Origin of the sequence: Ectopseudomonas composti (assembly GCF_900115475.1) — a bacterium.
In the GTDB taxonomy this organism is placed as follows: Bacteria; Pseudomonadota; Gammaproteobacteria; order Pseudomonadales; family Pseudomonadaceae; genus Aquipseudomonas; species Aquipseudomonas composti.
Map to the genome: position 1 here is coordinate 151449 of NZ_FOWP01000009.1, position 20105 is coordinate 171553.

General features: G+C 63.9%; 18 protein-coding genes. 8 read left to right on the plus strand and 10 right to left on the minus strand.

The window, feature by feature from the left end; genetic code table 11:
* Nucleotides 1–11: 11 nt before the first annotated feature.
* The 3 genes from atuC to BM059_RS16985 all read right to left on the minus strand — a co-directional run bounded on the left by atuC (nt 12) and on the right by BM059_RS16985 (nt 4461).
* The gene (gene atuC, locus BM059_RS16975) at nt 12–1628 is read right to left on the minus strand and encodes a geranyl-CoA carboxylase subunit beta (RefSeq protein ID WP_074940275.1); all 1617 of its coding nucleotides are present in this window, start codon (nt 1626–1628) and stop codon (nt 12–14) included.
* A gap of 4 nt (nt 1629–1632) precedes the next feature.
* On the minus strand, nt 1633–2502 hold the full coding sequence (locus BM059_RS16980) for an SDR family oxidoreductase (RefSeq protein ID WP_074940277.1): 870 nt from the start codon (nt 2500–2502) through the stop codon (nt 1633–1635).
* Between the two features lie 171 nt (nt 2503–2673).
* On the minus strand, nt 2674–4461 hold the full coding sequence (locus BM059_RS16985) for an acyclic terpene utilization AtuA family protein (protein ID WP_074940278.1): 1788 nt from the start codon (nt 4459–4461) through the stop codon (nt 2674–2676).
* A 221-nt stretch (nt 4462–4682) separates the two neighbouring features.
* On the opposite strand from BM059_RS16985, the gene BM059_RS16990 reads away from it, so the two are divergent.
* Both BM059_RS16990 and BM059_RS16995 read left to right on the plus strand, forming a co-directional pair.
* On the plus strand, nt 4683–5306 hold the full coding sequence (locus BM059_RS16990; RefSeq protein ID WP_074940280.1) for a TetR/AcrR family transcriptional regulator: 624 nt from the start codon (nt 4683–4685) through the stop codon (nt 5304–5306).
* A gap of 300 nt (nt 5307–5606) precedes the next feature.
* Nucleotides 5607–6425, plus strand: coding sequence for a substrate-binding periplasmic protein (locus BM059_RS16995; protein ID WP_051563897.1), 819 nt, complete (start codon nt 5607–5609; stop codon nt 6423–6425).
* Here the strand turns inward: BM059_RS16995 and BM059_RS17000 are convergent.
* The 4 genes from BM059_RS17000 to BM059_RS17015 all read right to left on the minus strand — a co-directional run bounded on the left by BM059_RS17000 (nt 6376) and on the right by BM059_RS17015 (nt 9586).
* Nucleotides 6376–7134 carry a CPBP family intramembrane glutamic endopeptidase gene (locus tag BM059_RS17000; RefSeq protein WP_074940281.1) on the minus strand — a complete coding sequence of 253 codons (759 nt, stop codon included), beginning with the start codon at nt 7132–7134 and terminating at the stop codon, nt 6376–6378. The two genes, BM059_RS16995 and BM059_RS17000, sit on opposite strands and share 50 nt — an antisense overlap.
* A 67-nt stretch (nt 7135–7201) precedes the next feature.
* Nucleotides 7202–7369 carry a DUF2897 family protein gene (locus BM059_RS17005; RefSeq protein ID WP_074940284.1) on the minus strand — a complete coding sequence of 56 codons (168 nt, stop codon included), beginning with the start codon at nt 7367–7369 and terminating at the stop codon, nt 7202–7204.
* Between the two features lie 55 nt (nt 7370–7424).
* Nucleotides 7425–8192, minus strand: coding sequence for an ethanolamine ammonia-lyase subunit EutC (eutC, locus tag BM059_RS17010; protein WP_036999986.1), 768 nt, complete (start codon nt 8190–8192; stop codon nt 7425–7427).
* Nucleotides 8192–9586 (minus strand): ethanolamine ammonia-lyase subunit EutB, encoded by a 1395-nt coding sequence (locus BM059_RS17015; RefSeq protein ID WP_074940287.1) that lies wholly within the window; start codon nt 9584–9586, stop codon nt 8192–8194. Before BM059_RS17015 ends, eutC begins: the two co-directional genes overlap by 1 nt.
* 232 nt (nt 9587–9818) lie before the next feature.
* On the opposite strand from BM059_RS17015, the gene BM059_RS17020 reads away from it, so the two are divergent.
* From BM059_RS17020 to BM059_RS17040, 5 genes are all read left to right on the plus strand, one after another.
* Entirely contained in the window at nt 9819–11123 is a 1305-nt protein-coding gene (locus BM059_RS17020; protein ID WP_083413293.1) for a sensor histidine kinase, read from the plus strand.
* Entirely contained in the window at nt 11120–12031 is a 912-nt protein-coding gene (locus BM059_RS17025; protein ID WP_139220757.1) for a response regulator, read from the plus strand. Before BM059_RS17020 ends, BM059_RS17025 begins: the two co-directional genes overlap by 4 nt.
* Before the next feature lie 233 nt (nt 12032–12264).
* Entirely contained in the window at nt 12265–12966 is a 702-nt protein-coding gene (gene pyrF / locus BM059_RS17030; RefSeq protein WP_074940291.1) for an orotidine-5'-phosphate decarboxylase, read from the plus strand.
* Between the two features lie 218 nt (nt 12967–13184).
* Complete coding sequence (locus BM059_RS17035; protein WP_074940293.1) at nt 13185–13946, plus strand: SDR family oxidoreductase; 762 nt, start codon at nt 13185–13187, stop codon at nt 13944–13946.
* A gap of 112 nt (nt 13947–14058) precedes the next feature.
* The gene (locus BM059_RS17040) at nt 14059–14955 is read left to right on the plus strand and encodes a bile acid:sodium symporter family protein (protein ID WP_074940295.1); all 897 of its coding nucleotides are present in this window, start codon (nt 14059–14061) and stop codon (nt 14953–14955) included.
* A 75-nt stretch (nt 14956–15030) separates the two neighbouring features.
* Here the strand turns inward: BM059_RS17040 and BM059_RS17045 are convergent, their stop codons facing one another.
* The gene (locus BM059_RS17045; RefSeq protein ID WP_074940297.1) at nt 15031–16221 is read right to left on the minus strand and encodes a benzoate/H(+) symporter BenE family transporter; all 1191 of its coding nucleotides are present in this window, start codon (nt 16219–16221) and stop codon (nt 15031–15033) included.
* On the minus strand, nt 16221–16832 hold the full coding sequence (locus tag BM059_RS17050) for a LysE family translocator (RefSeq protein WP_036999975.1): 612 nt from the start codon (nt 16830–16832) through the stop codon (nt 16221–16223). The genes BM059_RS17045 and BM059_RS17050 overlap by 1 nt, the downstream gene beginning before the upstream one ends.
* Nucleotides 16833–16976: 144 nt before the next feature.
* Between BM059_RS17050 and BM059_RS17055 the strand changes: the two genes are divergently transcribed.
* Nucleotides 16977–17624, plus strand: coding sequence for a hypothetical protein (locus tag BM059_RS17055; protein WP_074940299.1), 648 nt, complete (start codon nt 16977–16979; stop codon nt 17622–17624).
* 54 nt (nt 17625–17678) lie between these two features.
* Here the strand turns inward: BM059_RS17055 and BM059_RS17060 are convergent, their stop codons facing one another.
* Entirely contained in the window at nt 17679–20087 is a 2409-nt protein-coding gene (locus BM059_RS17060) for a TonB-dependent siderophore receptor (protein ID WP_074940301.1), read from the minus strand.
* Between the last annotated feature and the right edge of the window lie 18 nt (nt 20088–20105).

Here is a 20105-nt window from a genome sequence, read left to right on the forward strand (position 1 = left end):
GCACCCTACGGTCAGAATCTCGCGACGCCGAAGCTGCTCTTCTTCAACGGCCGCAGGTTGGCTTCGGCACAGATATCCAGCAAAAAGCCCAGCAGCTTGCGCGTATCGCGCGGGTCGATCAGGCCGTCGTCCCACAGGCTGGCGGTGCCGTAGAGAGCGGTGGACTGGCTGTCGAGCTTCTGCGCGGTCACGGTTTCCAGCATGTCGAGCATCTTCGGGTCAGGCTCCTTGCCCTCCTTGGCATGCTTGTCCTCGGTGACGACACGCAGCACCTTGCCGGCCTGGGCGCCGCCCATAACGGCGGTCTTGCTGTTGGGCCAGGCGAAGATGAAGCGTGGGTCGAGGCCGCGGCCGCACATGGCGTAGTTGCCGGCGCCGTAGGAGCCGCCGACGACAACGGTGAGCTTGGGCACGGTGGCGTTGGCCACGGCCTGGATCATCTTCGAGCCGTGCTTGATCACGCCGTTTTGCTCGGACTCGGTGCCGACCATGAAACCGGTGGTGTTGTGGAAGAACAGGATCGGTGTGTTGCTCTGTTCGCACAGCTGGATGAACTGCGCTGCCTTGGCCGCGCCTTGCGGGGTGATCGGGCCGTTGTTGCCGATGAAGCCACAGGCCTGGCCTTCGATCTGCAGGTGGCCGCAGACGGTCTGGCTGTCGAACTCGTTCTTGAAATCGAGGAATTCCGAGCCATCGGCGATACGCGCGATGATCTCGCGCACATCGTAGGGTTTCTTGGCGTCGGCCGGCACCAGGCCGAGCAGTTCCTCGGCCGGGTACAGCGGCTCGCGCCAGCTTTTTGCCGGACGCGTCGGCAACTGCTGGTTCCACGGCAGCATGCCGACGATCTCACGCGCCAGGCGTACACCGTCGGCGTCGTTCTCGGCCAGGTACTCGGCAGTGCCGGCGACCTGGGCGTGCATCTCGGCGCCGCCGAGTTGCTCGTCGGTGGCGATCTCGCCAGTAGCTGCCTTGAGTAATGGCGGCCCTGCGAGGAACATCTTGGCTTTACCGCGCACCACCACCACGTAATCCGAAAGACCCGGCTGATAAGCCCCGCCAGCGGTGCTGGAGCCGTGCACCACGGTGATCTGCGGCAAGCCCATGGCGGACATGCGCGCCTGGTTGGCGAAGCCGCGCGCACCCTCGACGAAGATGTCGGCGGCGTAGTTGAGGTTGGCGCCGCCGCTCTCGGCCAGGGTCACCACCGGCAGCTTGTTCTCGACGGCGATCTGCTGCAGGCGCAGCGATTTTTTCAGGCCAGTGGGGGAGATGGTGCCGCCCTTGATCGCACTGTTGTTAGCAATCACCAGGCAACGTACGCCGGCGATGTAGCCGATACCGGCGATCAGGCCGCCGCCGGCCTGGCTGCCGTCCTTGTCATCGTGCAGCTTGTAGCCGGCCAGCGAGGACAGTTCGAGGAAGGGCGCGCCGGCATCGAGCAGCAGGTTGATGCGTTCACGCGGCAGCAACTGACCGCGCTTGTCGAACTTGGCCTTGGCTTCCTGGGCCTTGTCGAGCACCTTCTGCTCGACGTCGCGGAAGGTCGTGATGGCTGCCAGCATGGCTTCGCGGTTCTGCGCGAAGGCTTCGCCATGGACATCGATTTCCGATTGGATCACGGGCATCGCCTTACTCCTGATCTTTCAGTACGTCGGGCACGTAGGCCCGGTGGAAACCGTTGTAGGACTCGCTGTTTTTCGCCTTGCCCAGCGTCCAGGCGCGGGTGCCCTGGCTGGCGGCACCATCGATGCGGATGGTGTTGCCGCTGATGAAGTTGGCGCCGGGGCTGAGCAGGAAGACGATGGCCGCGGCTACCTCGGACTCGGTGCCGATGCGCTGCAGCGGCACGTGATCCTTGAGGTTGCGGATCATGTTCTTCATCGACTCGGGGTAGGTGTCCATGCCGCTGGAGGCGATCCAACCTGGCGCCACGGCGTTGACCCGCACGCCGGCGTGGCCCCACTCGTAGGCGGCGGTCTTGGTGAAGTTCTCCATGCCGGCCCGCGCTGCCCCCGAATGGCCCATGCCGGGCATGCCGCCCCACATGTCGGCGAGCATGTTGACGATGCTGCCGCCGTGCTTGCTCATGCTCTGCAGGAAGACTTCCTTGGCCACCAGAAAGCCGCCCACCAGGTTGGTGCGCACCACGGTCTCGAAGCCTTTCTGGTTGATGCCGATCAGCGGCGCGGGGAACTGGCCGCCGGCGTTGTTGACCAGCTGGTGGATGCGCCCGCGTTCCTTGATCACCGCGCCGACCATGGCCTTCACGGCTTCTTCGTCGCGGATGTCGCAGGCCTGGAAGCTGGCGATGCCGCCGTCCTCGGTGATCTCGGTGCAGGTCTTCTCCAGCTTTTCCTGCTTGCGCCCGACCAGCACCACATGGGCGCCGAGGTGGGCCAGTTCGTGGGCCACGCAGCGACCGATGCCGCTGCCACCACCGGTGACCAGAATGGTCTGCTCATTGAACAGGCCAGGTTTGAATACGGAGTCGTAGCTCATTGTTCTTGTTGTCCTTCTCGGTTCCGTTGGAGCGGCTTTAGCCGCGATGCTTTTGCCTAAGCCCAATCGCGGCTGAAGCCGCTCCTACAACATGTAGGGTGGAAAACCGCGAAGCGTTTTCCACCAGAAGCCGGTGGATGGATGAAGCGTCATCCATCCTACGATTAGCACCTACAGCGCTTCAGCCAGCGCTCTTGGCACCGGCACCGGGAACTCCAGCAGTTGCTGGGCGAACGCCTTGCCCTGCGGGTCGATGCGCAGGCTGGCGACGCCACCACCGCCCAGCGCGTTCTCCAGCAGGAAGTTGAGGCTGTGGCTGCCCGGCAGGTACCAGCGGCTGACGCGGCCCTGTTCGGCGTCCAGGGTATGCGCCATCCAGTTGGCCACGGCTTCGGGCGTCAGCGCAGCAGCGATCCATGCCAGGTATTCGGGCTTTCTGGCCATCACGCCAATGTTGCTGTGGTTGCCCTTGTCGCCGGAGCGGGCCACGGCCAGGCGGATCAGCGGTACGGCGACGTCGGCTTCGCCCATCGGCACGGGCAGCGCGGCCGGTGCACGAAGTTGGGCCGGGTCGAAGATATCGACCTGGGGCAGGGCGACCGGCTGGCGTTCGCCAGCGATCTCGACGCTCAGGGCGCAGGCGCTCTTGTCCACCAGGAAGCTGAACAAGCGGATTACCGGGTAGACGGTGGGGCGACCACCGACGATGCCGGTCAGGCCCGGCGCCATGCCGGTGGCGGCCTGGGCGATCTCGCGGGAGAAGAGGATCAGCGCCTCCTTCTTGGCATGGCGCGCGGCGATCTTTACCACCACCTCTCGGCAGTAGGTACGGTGGGCATGGGCGCCATAGGTGGCTTCGCTGCCGAGCAGCTCGACGCTGACTTCCTGGTAGCGGCCCCAGCCGCGCTCGGCGAACAGCTCTTCGGTCTTCTTGATGATCGCCTCGCTGACCCGTTCGGCCTTGGCCACGGCATCGATGCCGGCCAGCAGGAAGCTGGCGGTGCAGCGGAAACCGTCCGGGTGGGTGGCGCTGACCTTGTACTGGTCGGTGGTCGGCAGACCGCGTGCGCCCTGCAACTGCACGCGGTTGTCGCCGACCTGGCTCAGCTCGACATGGGTGAAGTCGCAGATAACATCCGGCAGCAGATAGGCGCGCGGATCGCCGATCTCGTAGAGCATCTGCTCGCCAACGGTAAAAGGCGTGACCAAGCCGCCGGAACCATCCGGCTTGGTCACGACGAAACGGCCATCGTCTTCGACTTCGACGATGGGGAAGCCGATGTGCTCGTAGTCCGGCACGTCGCGCCAGTCGGTGAAGTTGCCACCGGTGCACTGCGCGCCGCATTCGATGATGTGTCCGGCCAGCGCGGCCTGGGCCAGCTTGTCGTAGTCGCTCCAGGCCCAGCCGAACTCGTGCACCAGAGCGGCGCTGACCACCGCGCTGTCGACCACGCGGCCAGTAATGACGATATCGGCGCCCTGTTCCAGTGCGGCAACGATTCCCGGCGCGCCCAGGTACGCGTTGACCGAAACGCAGAAGGGCGGTAGCGCGGCGCCGCTGAACATCTCGCGGGTGCCGGCCTTGACCAGTTCGCCGAGCTTGGGTTGCAGGTTGTCACCGTGCAGCACGGCTATCTTCAGCTGTACGCCTGCCTGCTCGCAGGCAGCGCTCAGGGCTGCGGCGCAGGCCATCGGGTTGACCCCGCCGGCGTTGCTGATGACGCGGATCTTCTTCGCCGCCAGCTCGCCCAGCAGCGGCGTGAGCACCTCGACGAAATCACGGGCGTAGCCGTCATCCGGCTTCTTCATGCGGGCGCCGGCCATGATCGACATGGTGATCTCGGCCAGGTAGTCGAACACCAGATAATTCAGTTCGGCGCCGCGAACCAGTTGAGCGGCAGCGGTGGAGGTGTCGCCCCAGAACGCTGAGGCGCAGCCGATGCGTACGGTTTTGGTCATTGGAATTGGCCCGTCACACATTGAGGAGGTGAGATCACACTACCAAGCAAGCGCTTGGTTGAAAAGTAGCAAAAGACGACAAACTGGCCAAAAGTGCGGCCAAGCGCTTGCTTGGTCAGCTGTCGCCGCATACATTTCATCAAGCAAGACAAGCACTTGCCGGCAGCATGAAGAATTCATCAGAACAATCGCCGAGCAGGGCAACCAGGGGAGAAGTCAGCGTGGACGAACACAGAGCCCAGGCCGTGATGCAGGAACTGGTCGATAGCGGCCAGGTGACCGATCCGGAGAGCGCCCGCGGCAAGCTGTTGCAGATGGCCGCCCACCTGTTCCGCAGCAAGGGTTATGAGCGCACCACGGTGCGTGATCTGGCCGCCGCCATCGGTATTCAGTCGGGCAGCATCTTTCACCACTTCAAGAGCAAGGACGAGATTCTGCGCTCGGTGATGGAAGAGACCATCGTCTACAACACCGCATTGATGCGTGCTGCCCTGGCCTCGGCGCAGGGTACTCGCGAGCGGTTGCTGGCGCTGATTCGCTGCGAGCTGCAGTCGATCATGGGCGGCACCGGCGAGGCCATGGCGGTGCTGGTCTATGAATGGCGTTCATTGTCGGAAGACGGCCAGGCTCAGGTGCTGGCGCTGCGGGACACTTATGAGCAGATCTGGCTGACGGTGCTCGGCGAGGCGCGTGATGCCGGTTACTTCAAGGGTGATCCGTTCATTCAGCGGCGTTTCCTCACCGGGGCGCTGAGTTGGACCAATACCTGGTTCCGGCCGCAGGGGCCGATGAGCCTGGATCAACTGGCTGAGGAAGCGCTGTCGCTGGTGTGCAAGAACGCCTGAGCCCTGGCTGGCGGCGACGGCTATTGTGCAACCTGACCAGCGGGAGAGATTAACTGGCGTGCAGCTTCATCTCTTGCCCTGCGATCATGTGAATTGGCTCTGCCAACATCAGTTGCTGGTGCTTCCAGAGCCTGGATTACTGGGCTAGTTGCAAGTCTGTGCTAATTATCCAGGCTAGTTGGGCGCTATCGTCTGATAATGGGCAACAAAGTGTTTGTGCAATGAAAAACCATCTGGTCGGTCAGGAGAGACTGGAGTAGTCTGCACTACACTAGAAGAAGGAATTTTTGGGGATTCGACATGCGGCATTCGCGGCGCTGGATTCATGGATGTTGGCTTGCCCTGGGTCTGTTGTTCGCTGGTTCTCTCTGCGCTGCCGAATTGGTCAAGGTCGGCGGTGCGCACTTCCCTCCCTACGTGATCAAGTCCAGCCTGCAGGAGTCGAGCGGCCTGTTGCCGCAACTGCTCGAAGCGCTCAATCGAGAACAGAGCGACTATCACTTCACCATGCTGCCCACGGCGATCGTGCGTCGCTTCAGCGACCTGCAGCGCGGGCGTATCGACATGGCGATTTTCGAGAACCCGCAGTGGGGCTGGCAGGACATTGATGCCGTGGCAGTCGACATGGGCCTGGAGGACGCCGAGCTGTTTGTGGCCAAGGAAGAGGAGCGGCGTGGCCAGGACTATTTCGAGCAACTCGAAGGCAAGCGCCTGGCGCTTTATCGCGGTTATCACTACGGTTTTGCCCAGTTCAATAGCGACCCGGATTTCCTCATTCGTACCTTCAACGCCAACCTCGGGCATTCCCACGACAGCAACCTGCTGATGGTGGTCCGCGGCCGTGCCGATGTCGCACTGGTGACGCGCTCCAACCTGTACGATTTCATCAAGCGCAATCGCGAACATGCACGTCAGTTGCTGATTTCCGAGCGTGTCGATCAGGTCTACCGCCATCACGCGATGATCCGTGCCGGCGCGCCTATCAGTCCCGAGCACTTCGCGGCGTTGCTCGAGCGACTGCGCGCCAAGGGCGAGTTGCAACGTATCTTCTCGCCCTACCGTATCGATGTCACACCAGTCGTAGCGGATAGCTCAACAGCAGCAGATGCAGAAGATTGACCGCGCCGTGCAACGCGACCGCAACGCTCAGGCGGCCGCTGTAATGGAAGGCCATGCCATAACCCAGACCTGCGATGGTTGCCAGCAGAGCGAACAACGGACTGAAGGGCAGGTGAACGGCACCGAACAATGCCGCTGTCAGTAGCAGCCCCGGCCAGGCGCCCAGGCGCCGTATCAGCGCAGGTTGCAGCAAGCCGCGAAACAGCAGCTCCTCGGCCAGTACGGCCACCCCCAGGTTCACCAGCAGCCACAGCAGCAGGCCCTCCGGCCATTTCGGCTGCCAGGCCACCAAGCCGACCAGCACTGCCAGCCCAGGCACCGCCAGTAGCGTGAGCAGACAGACCAGTATTGCATGTGGCAGGGAACGGGCAGGTGAGGAGGGCCGTCCCAGCCACCAGGCCAACAGGGCTGTACCGAGTAGCAGCTTGTCCCAGGACAGGCGCAGCGCATAGGGCGGGGCGTCAGGGCTGATCTGTCGCGGCTGCCACAGTGTCCAGGGGGAGAAACCCGGCAACAGATGCGCTGCCAGGGCGATACCGGTGAGCAGTACCAGAACTCGCCAGGCCCCGCCTGGCAGGCGCCGTTCACCGAACAGGATCAGCGCGCTGGCGGCGGTGCCGAGTACCAGGCCGATGGGGTCGATGAAGCCCAGCGCATGGCCCAGCGCCAGAGTAAAGGCAGGTAGTAGCAGCCGCAGATGCAGGGGCATGGCGCCTCCTCGGGGAAGGAGGCGCAGTCTAGCAGGCCGTATGGGGAGGATGAATGGCGAAGGCCGCTCAGCCTTCGCGGCGATCCTTGGCGTCCTGTTCGACGTTGCGCTCGTGGATACGCTTGAGCTGTTCCTCGGTCAACGGCAGTTTCTTGGCCGTGTCACGCAGCATCAGCAGGCTGCCGAGGATGGAGCCCAAGGCCAGGATCAGGATGAGCCAGGCGTACCAGGGCATGATCGATTCCTCTTGCGGGTAGGGACTTCCACCATACCCGCTCGCAGCCAGCTTGTCAGGCAGACTGCTGTTGTACCGCCTGCATGCCGCTGTCGTCCTTGAGCTTCACGCCACTCAGTTGCAGGCGCAACGCCTGGCGTGCCAGGTAGTCGAGCTTGTGTGCAGCCAGCTCGTAGGGCAGGCCTTCTGGGCGCACATTGGAGATGCAGTTGCGGGCACTGTCCAGGCAGCCCACGCGCGGCGCGTAGGTCAGGTACAGGCCGAGGCTGTCCGGCGAGGTCAGCCCCGGCCGCTCGCCGATCATGACGATCACCAGGCGCGCGCGCAGGGCTTCACCGATGCCATCGCCAATCGCCACACGGCCCTGTTCGGCCAGCACTACTGGTGTGTTGGCCCAGTCGCTGTCGAAGCGTTCGCGAAAGATCTGCAACAGCGGCAGGGCATGGCGCTGAACCGCTACGGCCGACAAACCATCGGCCAGCACGATGGCGATCTCAGGCGCGGGCAGTTCGTGCTGCAGTTGCACCTGGCAGTCGCTGTGCAGATGACGGCCGTGATCCGGGCGCAGCAGGTAGGTTTGCCGGTCTTCGGCGTTGCTGCGTACTTTCAAGGTGCGAAAGCCCGCCGCATGCAGCTGATGCTTGAGTTCGCTGAAATCCAGCGGACGATGCACCGCATCGCGCGCTTGGGCATGGGCCAGGCCGAACTTCAGCACTTCGCTGGTGGGCAGGCTGCAGCCGACGCGGCCGAGTGCGATACGCGCCGAGGTATGCGCGCGCAACTCATCCCAGGGGTTGTGCTGGATCAGGTCGATGTCTTTCATCAGGCCGCTCCGGAAATCTGTGGCAACTGCTTGAGCAGGTGATGGCCGCTACCGATCTCACGCAGCCGGCCGCCGGGTTCAGTAATGGCCATGCGCGCCAGCCAGGCATCGAATTCCGGCGCACGCTTCAGGCCCAGTACGTTGCGCAGGTACAGCGCATCGTGGAACGAGGTGCTCTGGTAGTTGAGCATGATGTCGTCGGCGCCCGGGATGCCCATGATGAAGTTGATACCGGCCGCGCCGAGCAGGGTGAGCAGGCTGTCCATATCGTCCTGATCGGCTTCGGCGTGGTTGGTGTAGCAGACATCGCAGCCCATCGGCAGGCCTAGCAGCTTGGCGCAGAAGTGGTCTTCCAGGCCGGCGCGAATGATCTGCTTGCCGTCGTAGAGGTATTCCGGGCCGATGAAGCCGACCACGGTATTGACCAGCAGCGGGCGAAACTCGCGAGCCACGGCATAGGCGCGAGCCTCGCAGGTCTGCTGGTCGACGCCATGGTGGCCGCCGGCCGATAGCGCACTGCCCTGGCCGGTTTCGAAGTACATGACGTTGTCACCGAGCGTGCCGCGACCAAGCGATAAGGCCGCCTCGTGGGCTTCGCGCAGAATGGCCAGGGATACGCCGAAACCGGCGTTGGTCGCCTCGGTGCCGGCGATGGACTGGAACACCAGGTCGATCGGCGCACCGGCCTCGATGGCCTGGATCTGCGTGGTGACGTGGGTCAGCACGCAGCTCTGCATCGGGATTTCGAAGTGCTGGCGCACCTCGTCCATCATCTGCCACAGGCGCATCAGGGTTGGCAGCGAATCACTGGCTGGATTGATACCCACCGTGGCGTCGCCGGAGCCATAGAGCAGGCCGTCGAGCATGCTGGCGGCGATGCCGCGTACATCGTCGGTGGGATGGTTGGGCTGCAGACGTACGGCGAGATGACCGGGCAGGCCCAGGGTGTTGCGAAAGCGCGTGACCACCTGGCATTTGCGCGCTACCAGAATCAGGTCCTGATTGCGCATCAGCTTGCTCACCGCTGCGACCATCTCCGGCGTCAGGCCTGCGGCCACGGCAGCCAGACGTGTGCTGTCGGTCTTCTCCAGTAGCAGCCAGTCACGCAGATCAGCCACGGTTAGATGGCTGATCGGGGCAAAGGCTGCGGCCTCATGGCGGTCGATGATCAGGCGGGTGACTTCGTCGTTTTCGTAGGGAATCAGCGCCTCGTCGAGGAAGCGCTTGAGCGGCACTTCGGCCAGCGCCAGCTTGGCGGCCATACGCTCTTCGTAGGTAGCGGCAGCGAGCCCGGCCAGGTAGTCGCCGGAGCGTGCCGGGCTGGCCTTGGCCATCAGTGTCTTGAGATCGGCAAAGCGGTAGACCAGGTTGCCGATGGTGGTTTGGTAGGGCATGGCTGCAACCCGTAGCAAAGAGGGTGTGCTTGCCGTGCAGTGCTCGTGCCAGAGGCCCAACTGCTATTCAGCTGTGGCCTGCGCAAGGGGCCAGCGGCGATTTGGCGAATGAAAAAGGTGCAAGGGCAGGGTAAGCGCACCTGCCTGGCGCACAGTTGCGAGATGCCTGTCACATGATGGCAATCTGGTGCTGTTTGAATGTCGGCTTTCCGATAGCAGGGGGAGGCCGTTCGTGACCCATGCCAGAGCGTTGCAGTCGCTGCTGCGAGCCGTGAAGCCGCTCGCCGCGTCGATGAGTATCAACGAGGTCGCCGACCTGTTTCTGGCGGCTGAACACCGCGCCTTTCTCTCCTTGCCGGTGGTGGACGAGAACAACCGGCCGCTCGGCCTGGTCAGCCGCGCCACGCTGCAGGACATCTTCATGCAGCGCTTCGGGCGCGACCTGCGAGGCCGCCATCCGGTTGGCGAGGTGATGAACGACGCGCCGCTCATCGTCAGCCTGGAAGCCAGCCTGGAAGAGGCTTCCAAGCAGGTCACCGCCCAGCTGCAATACCCGATCACCGAGGACTTCGTCCTGATCGATGCCCAGGGCAAATACTGCGGCTTGGGTACGGTGCTGGATCTGCTCAAGGCCATGGAAGCGCGCGTCGCCCAGCGCAACCGCGTACTGCGCCAGGCGCTGGTGGACCTCAAGGAATCCCAGGCGCAACTGCTGCAATCGGAGAAGATGGCCTCGCTCGGGCAGATGGTCGCCGGCGTCGCCCACGAGCTGAACACGCCGCTGGGCTATGTGAAGAACAACGTGCAACTGCTGCGTGAATTGAGTGAGCCACTGTTCGAATTGGCCGCCGCGCAGGCGCGCCTGGGCCACTGCCTGAACGATCCCGATTGCGACGAGGCGAGCCTCGCTCAGGCGCTGCAGGTTGCCGAGGAGGCCCGCCAGCACGCGGCGCCGGAGTTGCTGGCCGAGGATTTGCAGCAACTCTACGGCGACACCCTGTACGGCCTGGAGCAGATCGCCGAGCTGGTGGTGGGCCTCAAGGATTTCGCCCGTCTCGACCGCGCCATGAGCGAAGAGATCGACCTCAACGACTGCATTCGCAGCGCACTGCTGATCGCTCGTAACCACATCAAGGACAAGGTCGAGGTGGTGCAGCAGCTCGGCGAGCTGCCGCGCATCGCCTGTGCGCCCTCGCAGATCAACCAGGTGCTACTCAACCTGCTGACCAACGCCGCCCAGGCCATTGATGGCCTGGGGCGCATCCAGATTCGCAGTTGGGCCGATACCCAGGGTGTGCATGTCTCGCTGCAGGACAACGGGCGTGGCATGCCGCCCGAGGTCATGGCGAAGATCTTCGATCCCTTCTTCACCACCAAGCCGGTCGGTCAAGGCACCGGCCTCGGTTTGTCCATCAGCTACAAGATCGTCCAGGACCACGGCGGGCAGATTCGCGTTGCCTCCGAACCGGGACGTGGCACGCGCTTTCTCATCAGCCTGCCGTTGCCCGCTACCGTCGCCATGAAAAGGAGCGCCTGATGTCTGCACCCGTTCGCATTCTCTTCGTCGACGACGAGGAGCGTATTCTGCGCAGCCTCGCGATGCAGTTTCGTCGCCACTACGAGGTCCTGACCGAGAGCGATCCGCTGCGTGCATTGCAGCGCCTGAGTGAGGAACACATCCACGTGTTGGTCAGCGATCAGCGCATGCCGCAGATGAGCGGGGCACAGTTGCTGGCGGAAGCGCGCGAGATCGCGCCGAACACCCTGCGCATTCTGCTGACCGGTTATTCCGATTTGGATGCGGCGGTGGACGCTTTGAACAATGGCGGTATCTTTCGCTACCTGACCAAACCCTGGGACCCGCAGGAGATGGCCTTCACTCTGCGCCAGGCCGCCGAACTGGCCGTGCGTCAGGTGCAGCCGCTGCAATCCGTCGCCAGCGAAAAACTCAGTGCACCGCTCTCGGTACTGCTGCTGGACGATGAGCCGGACACGCTTGGCGTGGTCGGCGAGTTCTGCGTCGCGGGCGGGCATCGCCTGCTACGCGCGCGCAACCTGGCCGAGGCCATGCTGCAACTCAATAACGAGAGCGTGGACATTCTGGTCAGCGACCTCAAACTGGCGGGTGACGATACCGCGCCGTTGCTCAAGACGCTGGCGCAGGCTCATCCGCGGCTACTGAGCCTGGTGGTCACGCCGTTTCAGGACACTCAGGCGTTGCTGCGACTGGTCAACGAGGCGCAGATATTCCGCTACCTGCCCAAGCCAGTCCGTCGTGGTCTGTTCGAGAAGGGGCTCAAGGCCGCTGCCGAGCAGGCGCTGATCTGGCGCGCGCAACCGGTGGTCAGTCGCCTGGCCGAGGTGCCTCGTGACGAGCGTGAACAGGAGAAGGTCGGCAGCCTGCTGGGCATGCTCGGGCGCCTGCGCGAACGGCTGATTGCCTGACTGTTTGGCTGCCCTAAGCTTTCGCGGCTGAAGCCGCTCCTACGGGGCAGTGAATATCTGCAGGAGCGGCTGGGCGGCATTCCGCTTCAGCCGCGATGCCCTGGTGCCGAAGCCAAGGCCCCGGATGGCATCCGGGCTACAGATCAGTCTGAGAGTCGGGCTTCAGTCGCGACCAGCGTCGAGATGCTTTGCGCTACAATGCGCGGCGTTTTTCACCTGCTCGAGACCTGCTCATGTCCGCCTGCCAAACCCCGATCATCGTCGCCCTCGACTTTCCTAGCCGTGATGCCGCTCTGGCGCTGGCCGATCAGCTCGATCCGGCGCTGTGCCGGGTCAAGGTCGGCAAGGAATTGTTCACTCGCAGTGGTCCGCAAGTGGTTGAGGCGTTGCAGGCCAAGGGTTTCGAGCTGTTCCTCGATCTGAAATTCCACGATATCCCCAACACCACGGCGATGGCGGTCAAGGCCGCTGCGGAGCTGGGCGTGTGGATGGTCAACGTGCACTGTTCCGGCGGCCTGCGCATGATGGCGGCCTGCCGTAACGAACTGGACAAACTCACCGGCACCAAGCCGCTGTTGATCGGTGTGACGGTGCTGACCAGCATGGAGCAGCAGGACCTGGCCGGCATTGGCCTGGACGTGCCGCCGCAGGAGCAGGTGCTGCGTCTGGCCGGCCTGGCTGCCGATGCCGGACTCGATGGCCTGGTCTGCTCGGCGCAGGAAGCGCAGGCGCTGAAGGTCGCGCAGCCGCGCCTGCAACTGGTGACGCCGGGCATTCGTCCCGCCGGCAGCAGCGCAGACGACCAGAAACGCATCCTCACCCCGCGTCAGGCGCTGGACGCCGGCTCCGATTACCTGGTGATCGGCCGCCCGATCAGCCAGGCCGCCGATCCGGCACAGGCGCTGGCGGCGGTGGTTGCCGAACTGCAAGGCTGAGCCCTGTAGCCCGGATGAAATCCGGGGCGGTCTGGCATGTCATCCGATCTGTCCCGGATTTCATCCGGGCTACCCGCTGATCGCGGCACCGCGCTGGTGGAGTCCTCATCAGCGCTTTGCATGACCTGTCACTCCAGAGCCTGATAGTGCTGCTCTGCGCGCTGCCGCCTGGCTAGACTCCTCGCCAATTCAACAAGAATCGCTGCGAGGAAGCACAGATGAGCATGACGTTCTCCGGCCAGGTCGCCCTGGTCACCGGCGCTGCGGCCGGTATTGGCCGTGCCACCGCCCAGGCCTTCGCTGGCGAAGGGCTCAAGGTGGTGGTTTCCGATGTCGACGTGGCCGGTGGCGAGGGCACCGTCGAGCTGATTCGCGCAGCTGGCGGCGAAGCTTGCTTCGTGCGTTGCGACGTGACCCGCGATGCCGAGGTCAAGGCGCTGATGGACGCCACCGTGGCGCAATACGGTCGCCTGGACTATGCCTTCAACAACGCCGGTATCGAGATCGAACAGGGCAAGCTGGCCGACGGCAACGAAGCTGAGTTCGACGCCATCATGGACGTCAACGTCAAAGGCGTGTGGTTGTGCATGAAGCACCAGATTCCGTTGCTGCTGGCCCAGGGCGGCGGTGCCATCGTCAACACTGCCTCGGTCGCCGGCCTGGGGGCCGCGCCGAAGATGAGCATCTACGCCGCCTCCAAGCATGCGGTGATTGGCCTGACCAAATCCGCTGCGATCGAGTACGCCAAGAAGAAGGTGCGAGTGAACGCGGTCTGCCCGGCGGTGATCGACACCGACATGTTCCGCCGCGCCTATGAAACCGATCCGAAGAAGGCCGAGTTCGCCGCCGCCATGCACCCGGTCGGGCGCATCGGCAGGGTCGAGGAGATTGCTGCTGCCGTGCTCTATCTGTGCAGCGACCACGCCGCGTTCACCACCGGCCAGGCGTTGGCCGTCGACGGTGGCGCCACTGCGATATAACGGCTCTAGCCCGGCCGTCTGCACGTCGGCTAAGGTTGGCTCGCAGGGCCACTGCCAGCAGTGGCCCTGACTCAGCACAATCCTGCCAGGTTCAACTGGAGCGATAACAATAATGACCGCCGATCCCTTGCTGACGTTTTTCCTTCCCGCTGCGCTGGGCATCATCATGCTCGGGCTTGGTCTGTCACTGAGCCTGGACGACTTCGCCCGTGTGGCTAAATTCCCCAAACCCGTGCTGATCGGGCTGGCCTGCCAACTGCTGTTGTTGCCGCTGGCGTGCTTCTTCCTGGCCAAGGCCTTCGGCCTGGCACCGGCGCTGGCCGTCGGCCTGATGCTGTTGGCCGCCTCGCCGGGTGGCACCACCGCCAACCTCTACAGCCACCTGGCCCACGGCGACGTGGCATTGAACATCACCCTCACCGCGGTCAACTCGGTGATCGCGATTCTGACCATGCCGCTGATCGTCAACCTGTCGCTGGCCTACTTCATGTCCGCCGATCAGGCCATCCCGCTGCAGTTCGCCAAGGTGGTGCAGGTGTTCGCCATCGTCCTCGGCCCGGTGGCCATCGGCATGTGGCTGCGCAGCCGTTTCCCGGGGTTCGCCGAGCGCATGCAGAAACCGGTGAAGATCATCTCGGCGCTGTTCCTGCTGCTGATCATCCTGCTGGCGGTGGCCAAGGATTGGCGCACCTTCGTCGATTACGCGCCTGCGGTGGGCGGCGCTGCGCTGGCCTTCAACCTGCTGAGCATGGCGGTGGGCTACTGCGTGCCACGTTTGCTCAAGCTCAATCTGCGTCAGGCCATCGCCATCGCCATGGAAATCGGCATCCACAACGGCACTCTGGCCATCGCCCTGGCGCTGAGCCCGGCGCTGCTGAACAACCCGACCATGGCGATTCCGGCGGCCATCTACAGCCTGATCATGTTCGTTACCGCGGCGCTGTTCGGGCTGTGGGTCAACCGTATGCACGGCGCCGAACTGGCTCACGAAACGGTGGCTGAACAGTAGGGTGCGCCGTGCGCACCGCTTATCCAGTGGTGCGCACGGCGCACCCTACCGCTCGTAGCCCCGATTGCATCGGAGTTAGCGCTTGCCCCAGTTGAGCACGGCCAGGGTCAAGAGGCCGGCTACGATGCCCCAGAATGCTGAGCCGACGCCGGCCAGGGTCATGCCGGAGGCAGTGACCAGGAAGGTGATCAGCGCCGCTTCGCGTTCGTTGGGCTCGCTCATCGCCTGGGTCAGGCCGCCGATGATCGAAGCGAACAGTGCCAGAGCGGCGATGGACAGGATCAACGCCGCCGGCAGTGCTGCGAACAGCGAAGCCAGGGTGGCGCCGAAGATGCCGGCGATGGCGTAGAACACCCCACACCAGACCGCCGCGGTATAGCGCTTGCGGGGATCCTCATGGGCCTCCGGGCCGGCGCAGATGGCGGCGCTGATGGCGGCCATATGAATGCCGTGGCTGCCAAACGGCGCCATCAGGATCGATACCAGGCCGGTGCTGGTGAGCAGCGGTGAGGCCGGCACGTCATAACCATTGGCGCGCAGCACCGCCATGCCCGGCAGATTTTGCGAGGCCATGGCGACGATGAACAGCGGAATGCCGATGCTGATCGCAGCAGCCAGGGAGAAGCTCGGTGTCGTCCATTCAGGTTTGGCCAACTGCAGCTGGAAGTCTGTGAAATCCAGCAAACCGAAGGCTCCGGCCAGCACGCTACCGACGATCAGCGCAGAGAGCACCGAGTAACGCGGCCACAGGCGTTTGCCGAGCAGGTAGGCGAGCAGCATGGCAATCACCAGAATGGGTTGTTGCTCGGCCGCCACGCAGATTTCCAGGCCGATCTTGAACAGCACGCCGGCTAGCAGGGCGGCGGCGATGGAGGCCGGGATGCGGCGCATCAGGCGGTCGAAGGTGCCGGTCAGGCCGATCAGCACGATCAGCCCCGAGGCCAGGATGTAGGCGCCGATGGCCTCACCGTAGGACACCTGCGGCAGGCTGGTGATCAGCAGCGCGGCGCCAGGGGTGGACCAGGCGATCATCACCGGCGCGCGATAACGCAGCGACAGCACGATGCAGCACAGCGCCATGCCGATCGACAGCGCCCAGATCCATGAGGAAATCTGCCCAGCTGTGAGGCCGGCAGCTTGGCCGGCCTGGAACATCAGCACCAAGGAGCTGGTATAGCCGGTGAGCATGGCGATAAAGCCAGCGACCACGGCCGAAGTGGAGGTGTCCGCCAGTGGGCGCAGGCGAGTAGGAGCGGCGTCTTGCATCAGAACATTCCAGTGTCGACGATGATGGGATACAGCGAGGCGACCAGCAGCAACGCCATGCCGATGTTGAAGGCGCGCAGCGCGCGTGGGTTGTCCAGCCACTTGCGCAGCATACTGCCGGCGACGGTCCACAGTCCCACGCTGGGGCAGTTGACCAGCGCGAACAGGGCGGCGATCAGCAGCACGTTGCTGAAGAAACCATCCTGCGGGGTATAGGTGGTGATGGCGCCGATGGCCATGATCCAGGCCTTGGGGTTGACCCACTGAAAGGCCGCTGCCTGAATGAAGGTGAACGGCTTGGCTTCAGGGTTGCCACGGCTTTGCGGCGCACCGGAGTGGGCGATCTTCCAGGCCAGATAAAGCAGGTACGCGGCGCCGACATAGCGCAGCACGTCGTGCAGCACCGGCAGGCGCTGGAACACCTGGCCAAGGCCCAGGCCCACAGCGGCCACCAGCAGCATGAAGCCCAGGCTGATGCCTAGCATGTGCGGGATGCTGCGGCGCACGCCGAAGTTCACCCCGGAGGCGAGCAGCATCATGTTGTTCGGCCCTGGCGTGACCGAGGTAACGAAGGCAAAGGCGATGAAGGCGAGCAGCAGTTCGGTGGACATGGTCGTTCTCCGGTGACTGGCAAAGCCTATTGCGCGGCTGCAGTGGCGTCGCGGTACAGCCACGACTGGGTTGGGCCGTACAGTCTGGCTGGGCAAGCGGCTGATCTCTGGTTAGCCTTGGCCTTTTGCAGACAAGGAAGCCCTATGCAGCCGGATAACCCCTACCGTGCGCCGCAGGTCGAACTGATTGATGAGCTGCCGGTGCGGCAGCTCCCAGGCTGGAGTGTGCGTCAGTTGCAGGTGCTTGGTTGGTTGGCGCTGATGTCGGCGCTGGGCAGTGCGCTGATGCTGGGCGCTATTTTCGCCAGCACTTGGCTGGGCCAGGCAGAACTGGAGCAGGTTGAGCGCTATACCCGTTGGTTGGGACTGTTGCTGATGCTGTTGGGCAACTATCTGCTGATCCGGCTCAAGAGCTTCATCGAGCAGCGTTTTGCTGCACGAGGGGTGAGCTGGCCGGTCTGGATCATTGTTGTGCTGGCCCTGATCAGCGGGGTGATGGACTTCATGGTTGGGGATCAGCTGTTCAAGGCACTCAGCGTGTTGACCATCGCCTACTTGGGCCTGATGGTACTCATGGGGCTCGGCATTACCTGGTTCGGTGTTCGTCTGCTCAGGTTGAGGCTGACCTACGCTTCTCTGCGGATCATGGCCTGGCTGTCTATCGCGAGTGGTTTGATGTTCGCCAGTGTGCTGTTGCTGCCGCTGGCTATATTACCGGCACTGGCGGTTTGCGTGACACAGGGGCTGGTGTTCTTCAGAGGGGCTGCCGAGTTGCAGAAGACTGCGAGCTGACTGTGGTGTACATGACAGGAGCCGCCCAGCGGGCGGCTCCTGTTTGTCAGCCGTTTACCACTTGTAGTCGAGGCTGGCCGTGACCCGGCGTGGGTCGCCGGCGTAGCAGTAGAAGCCGTCGCAGGTGGCCAGGTATTCCTTGTCGAACAGGTTGTTGGCGTTGAGCGACACGCTGGCGCCACGCAGGCTGCCATCGAGCTGGCCGAGGTCGTAGCGTACGGCGGCGTCGTAGACGGTGTAGGCGCTGCTGTGGCCGTCGGACGGATCACGCGCGAAGCCCATGCTGCCGACGGAAATGTTGTCGGTGGAGCCGACGAAGCGGGCGCCAAAACCGATGCCGAAGCCCGCCAGCACACCCTGGTTCCAGTCATAGTCGGCCCAGATCGACGCCTGATGCTCGGGGATCAGCGGCAGGGCGCGATTCTCGTCGCGCGGGTCGCCGACCTTGGTCATCTTGCTGTTGGTGTAGCTGTAGGACGCCGTCAGGCTCAGGTTCTCGGTGACATTACCGGTGGCTTCCAGCTCCAGGCCGCGGACTTCCACCTCGCTCACCGGCTCGGTGGCACCGGCGATGTTGGTGGTCACGATATTCTGCCGCGTGAGGTCATAGACGGCGGCGGTGAACAGCATGTCGCTACCCGGCGGTTGATACTTGAGGCCCAATTCGTACTGCTTGCCGGTGCTGGGCTTGAACGCCGCGCCGCCGTTGCCGCCCGCTTCGGCCTGGAAGGATTCGGCATAGGACACATAGGGTGTGAAGCCGGAGTCGAACACGTAGCTCAGCGCCGCATTGCCGCTGAATTGGCTGTCGCGACGGCTGTCCTTGGCATCATTGGCGTTGTGGAACACCGAGTCGGTGTCCAGGCGGTCCCAACGCCCGCCCAGGGTCAGGCGCCAGGCGTCGAGGGCTAGCTGATCCTGCAGATAGAGGCCGGTGTTTCTGCGCTTCTGATTGTAGTCCTGGTAGGCCGTGTAGCTGACGCCACTGAAGTCCTGGCCGTAGATCGGGCGGATGATGTTGCTGCTTGGCGCAGTGCCATACAGCCAGCGGTAATCGGTCTCCACGCGAAGGTAGTCGAGGCCCAGCAGCAGGGTGTGGCCGATTGAGCCGGTGTTGAAGTCCGCCTGGAAATTATTGTCCACGGCGAAGTGGCTGATGTTCTCGTCGTAGACGTTGGCGCCGCGCGCAACCGTGCCGTCGTCAGCGACGGCGGTAGCCCAGCCGCCAGCCGTGATGATCTGGTTATCCAGTTCGAGCTTGCTGTAGCGCAGGTTCTGCTTGAACTGCCAGGTATCGTTGAGGCGGTGCTCGAAGGCATAGCCCAGTGCATAGAAGGTCTTGTCGTAGAACTCCCAGTCAGGGTCACCAAGGTTCTTGTGATAGTCGACCTTGCCAGCCGGGGTGCTCAGTTTGGTGCCCTGCAGTGGCAGGAACTGGCTGGTGCCACCGGTATCGTCACGGTTGAACTGGCCGAGCAAGGTGAATGTGGTGTCGTCGGCGATGTTCCAGGTCAGGCTGGGCGCGAGGTTGAAGCGCTGGTCGTCGATATGTTCGACGGTGGTGCCGCTATCACGGCCGGTACCGCTGAAGCGGTAGAGGAAGCGACCGTCATCATCGATCTTACCGGTGCTGTCGAAGCTGATCTGCTTGTGGTTGTAGTTGCCAACCTGGACCTGCACTTCATGGCTGCTTTCCGCCTGCGGGCGGCGGCTGACGGCGTCCACCAGGCCGCCGGGCGGGGTCTGGCCATACACCGCCGAGGCCGGGCCGCGCAGCACGGCGACGCGCTCCAGGTTCCAGGTCTCCAGCTTGGGCATGCTGTAGCTGCCCTTGGGCAGCGGCAGACCGTCGAGCATCTGGATCGGCTCGAAGCCGCGGATTTTCATCCAGTCAGCGCGGCTGTCGCTGCCGTAGCTGCTGGCGATGACACCCGGCATGTAGCGCACGGCGTCATCGAGGTTCTGCACCTTGCGGTCTTGCATCTGCGCGCGGGTGGCGACGGAGATCGAACGTGGGGTTTCCAGCAGCGGGGTGTCGGTCTTGGTGCCGGTGGCGGTGCGGTTGGCCAGGTAGCCGCGAGTAGGGCCCCAGGCAGTTTCACCAACCTGTTCGCTGGCGGTCACGGTCACATCCGGCAGCGCCATGGCCGCGTCTGCTGCGGGGGCCAGGCTGTAGGCGCCGCCGCTGCCACTTTGCAGTTGCAGGCCGGTGCCACGCAGCGCCTGGTTGAGGGCCTCGATGGCTGGGTAGTCGCCGCTGACCGGTGCCGAGGTTTTGCCCTCGGTCAGGGCCGGATCGATGCTCAGGGTCACGCCGGCCTGACTGGCGATCTGGTTGAGCGTCGCCGCCAGAGGGCCGGCGGGTAGCTGGTAGGCCTCGGCGTGAGCCAGCCCGGCATGGCCGGCGAGGACGATGGTCAGGGCCAGCAGGGTGTGGCGGAACGGGGCAGGGCGGAAGGACATTGCGAACCTCTCCTAAGA

Bases quoted from the DNA above. Each gene is read 5' to 3' on its own strand.
- atuC (WP_074940275.1), bottom strand. From the start codon at position 1,628: ATGCCCGTGATCCAATCGGAAATCGATGTCCATGGCGAAGCCTTCGCG.
- BM059_RS16980 (WP_074940277.1), bottom strand. From the start codon at position 2,502: ATGAGCTACGACTCCGTATTCAAACCTGGCCTGTTCAATGAGCAGACC.
- BM059_RS16985 (WP_074940278.1), bottom strand. From the start codon at position 4,461: ATGACCAAAACCGTACGCATCGGCTGCGCCTCAGCGTTCTGGGGCGAC.
- BM059_RS16995 (WP_051563897.1), top strand. From the start codon at position 5,607: ATGCGGCATTCGCGGCGCTGGATTCATGGATGTTGGCTTGCCCTGGGT.
- BM059_RS17000 (WP_074940281.1), bottom strand. From the start codon at position 7,134: ATGCCCCTGCATCTGCGGCTGCTACTACCTGCCTTTACTCTGGCGCTG.
- BM059_RS17005 (WP_074940284.1), bottom strand. From the start codon at position 7,369: ATGCCCTGGTACGCCTGGCTCATCCTGATCCTGGCCTTGGGCTCCATC.
- eutC (WP_036999986.1), bottom strand. From the start codon at position 8,192: ATGAAAGACATCGACCTGATCCAGCACAACCCCTGGGATGAGTTGCGC.
- BM059_RS17015 (WP_074940287.1), bottom strand. From the start codon at position 9,586: ATGCCCTACCAAACCACCATCGGCAACCTGGTCTACCGCTTTGCCGAT.
- pyrF (WP_074940291.1), top strand. From the start codon at position 12,265: ATGTCCGCCTGCCAAACCCCGATCATCGTCGCCCTCGACTTTCCTAGC.
- BM059_RS17035 (WP_074940293.1), top strand. From the start codon at position 13,185: ATGAGCATGACGTTCTCCGGCCAGGTCGCCCTGGTCACCGGCGCTGCG.
- BM059_RS17040 (WP_074940295.1), top strand. From the start codon at position 14,059: ATGACCGCCGATCCCTTGCTGACGTTTTTCCTTCCCGCTGCGCTGGGC.
- BM059_RS17045 (WP_074940297.1), bottom strand. From the start codon at position 16,221: ATGCAAGACGCCGCTCCTACTCGCCTGCGCCCACTGGCGGACACCTCC.
- BM059_RS17050 (WP_036999975.1), bottom strand. From the start codon at position 16,832: ATGTCCACCGAACTGCTGCTCGCCTTCATCGCCTTTGCCTTCGTTACC.
- BM059_RS17055 (WP_074940299.1), top strand. From the start codon at position 16,977: ATGCAGCCGGATAACCCCTACCGTGCGCCGCAGGTCGAACTGATTGAT.
- BM059_RS17060 (WP_074940301.1), bottom strand. From the start codon at position 20,087: ATGTCCTTCCGCCCTGCCCCGTTCCGCCACACCCTGCTGGCCCTGACC.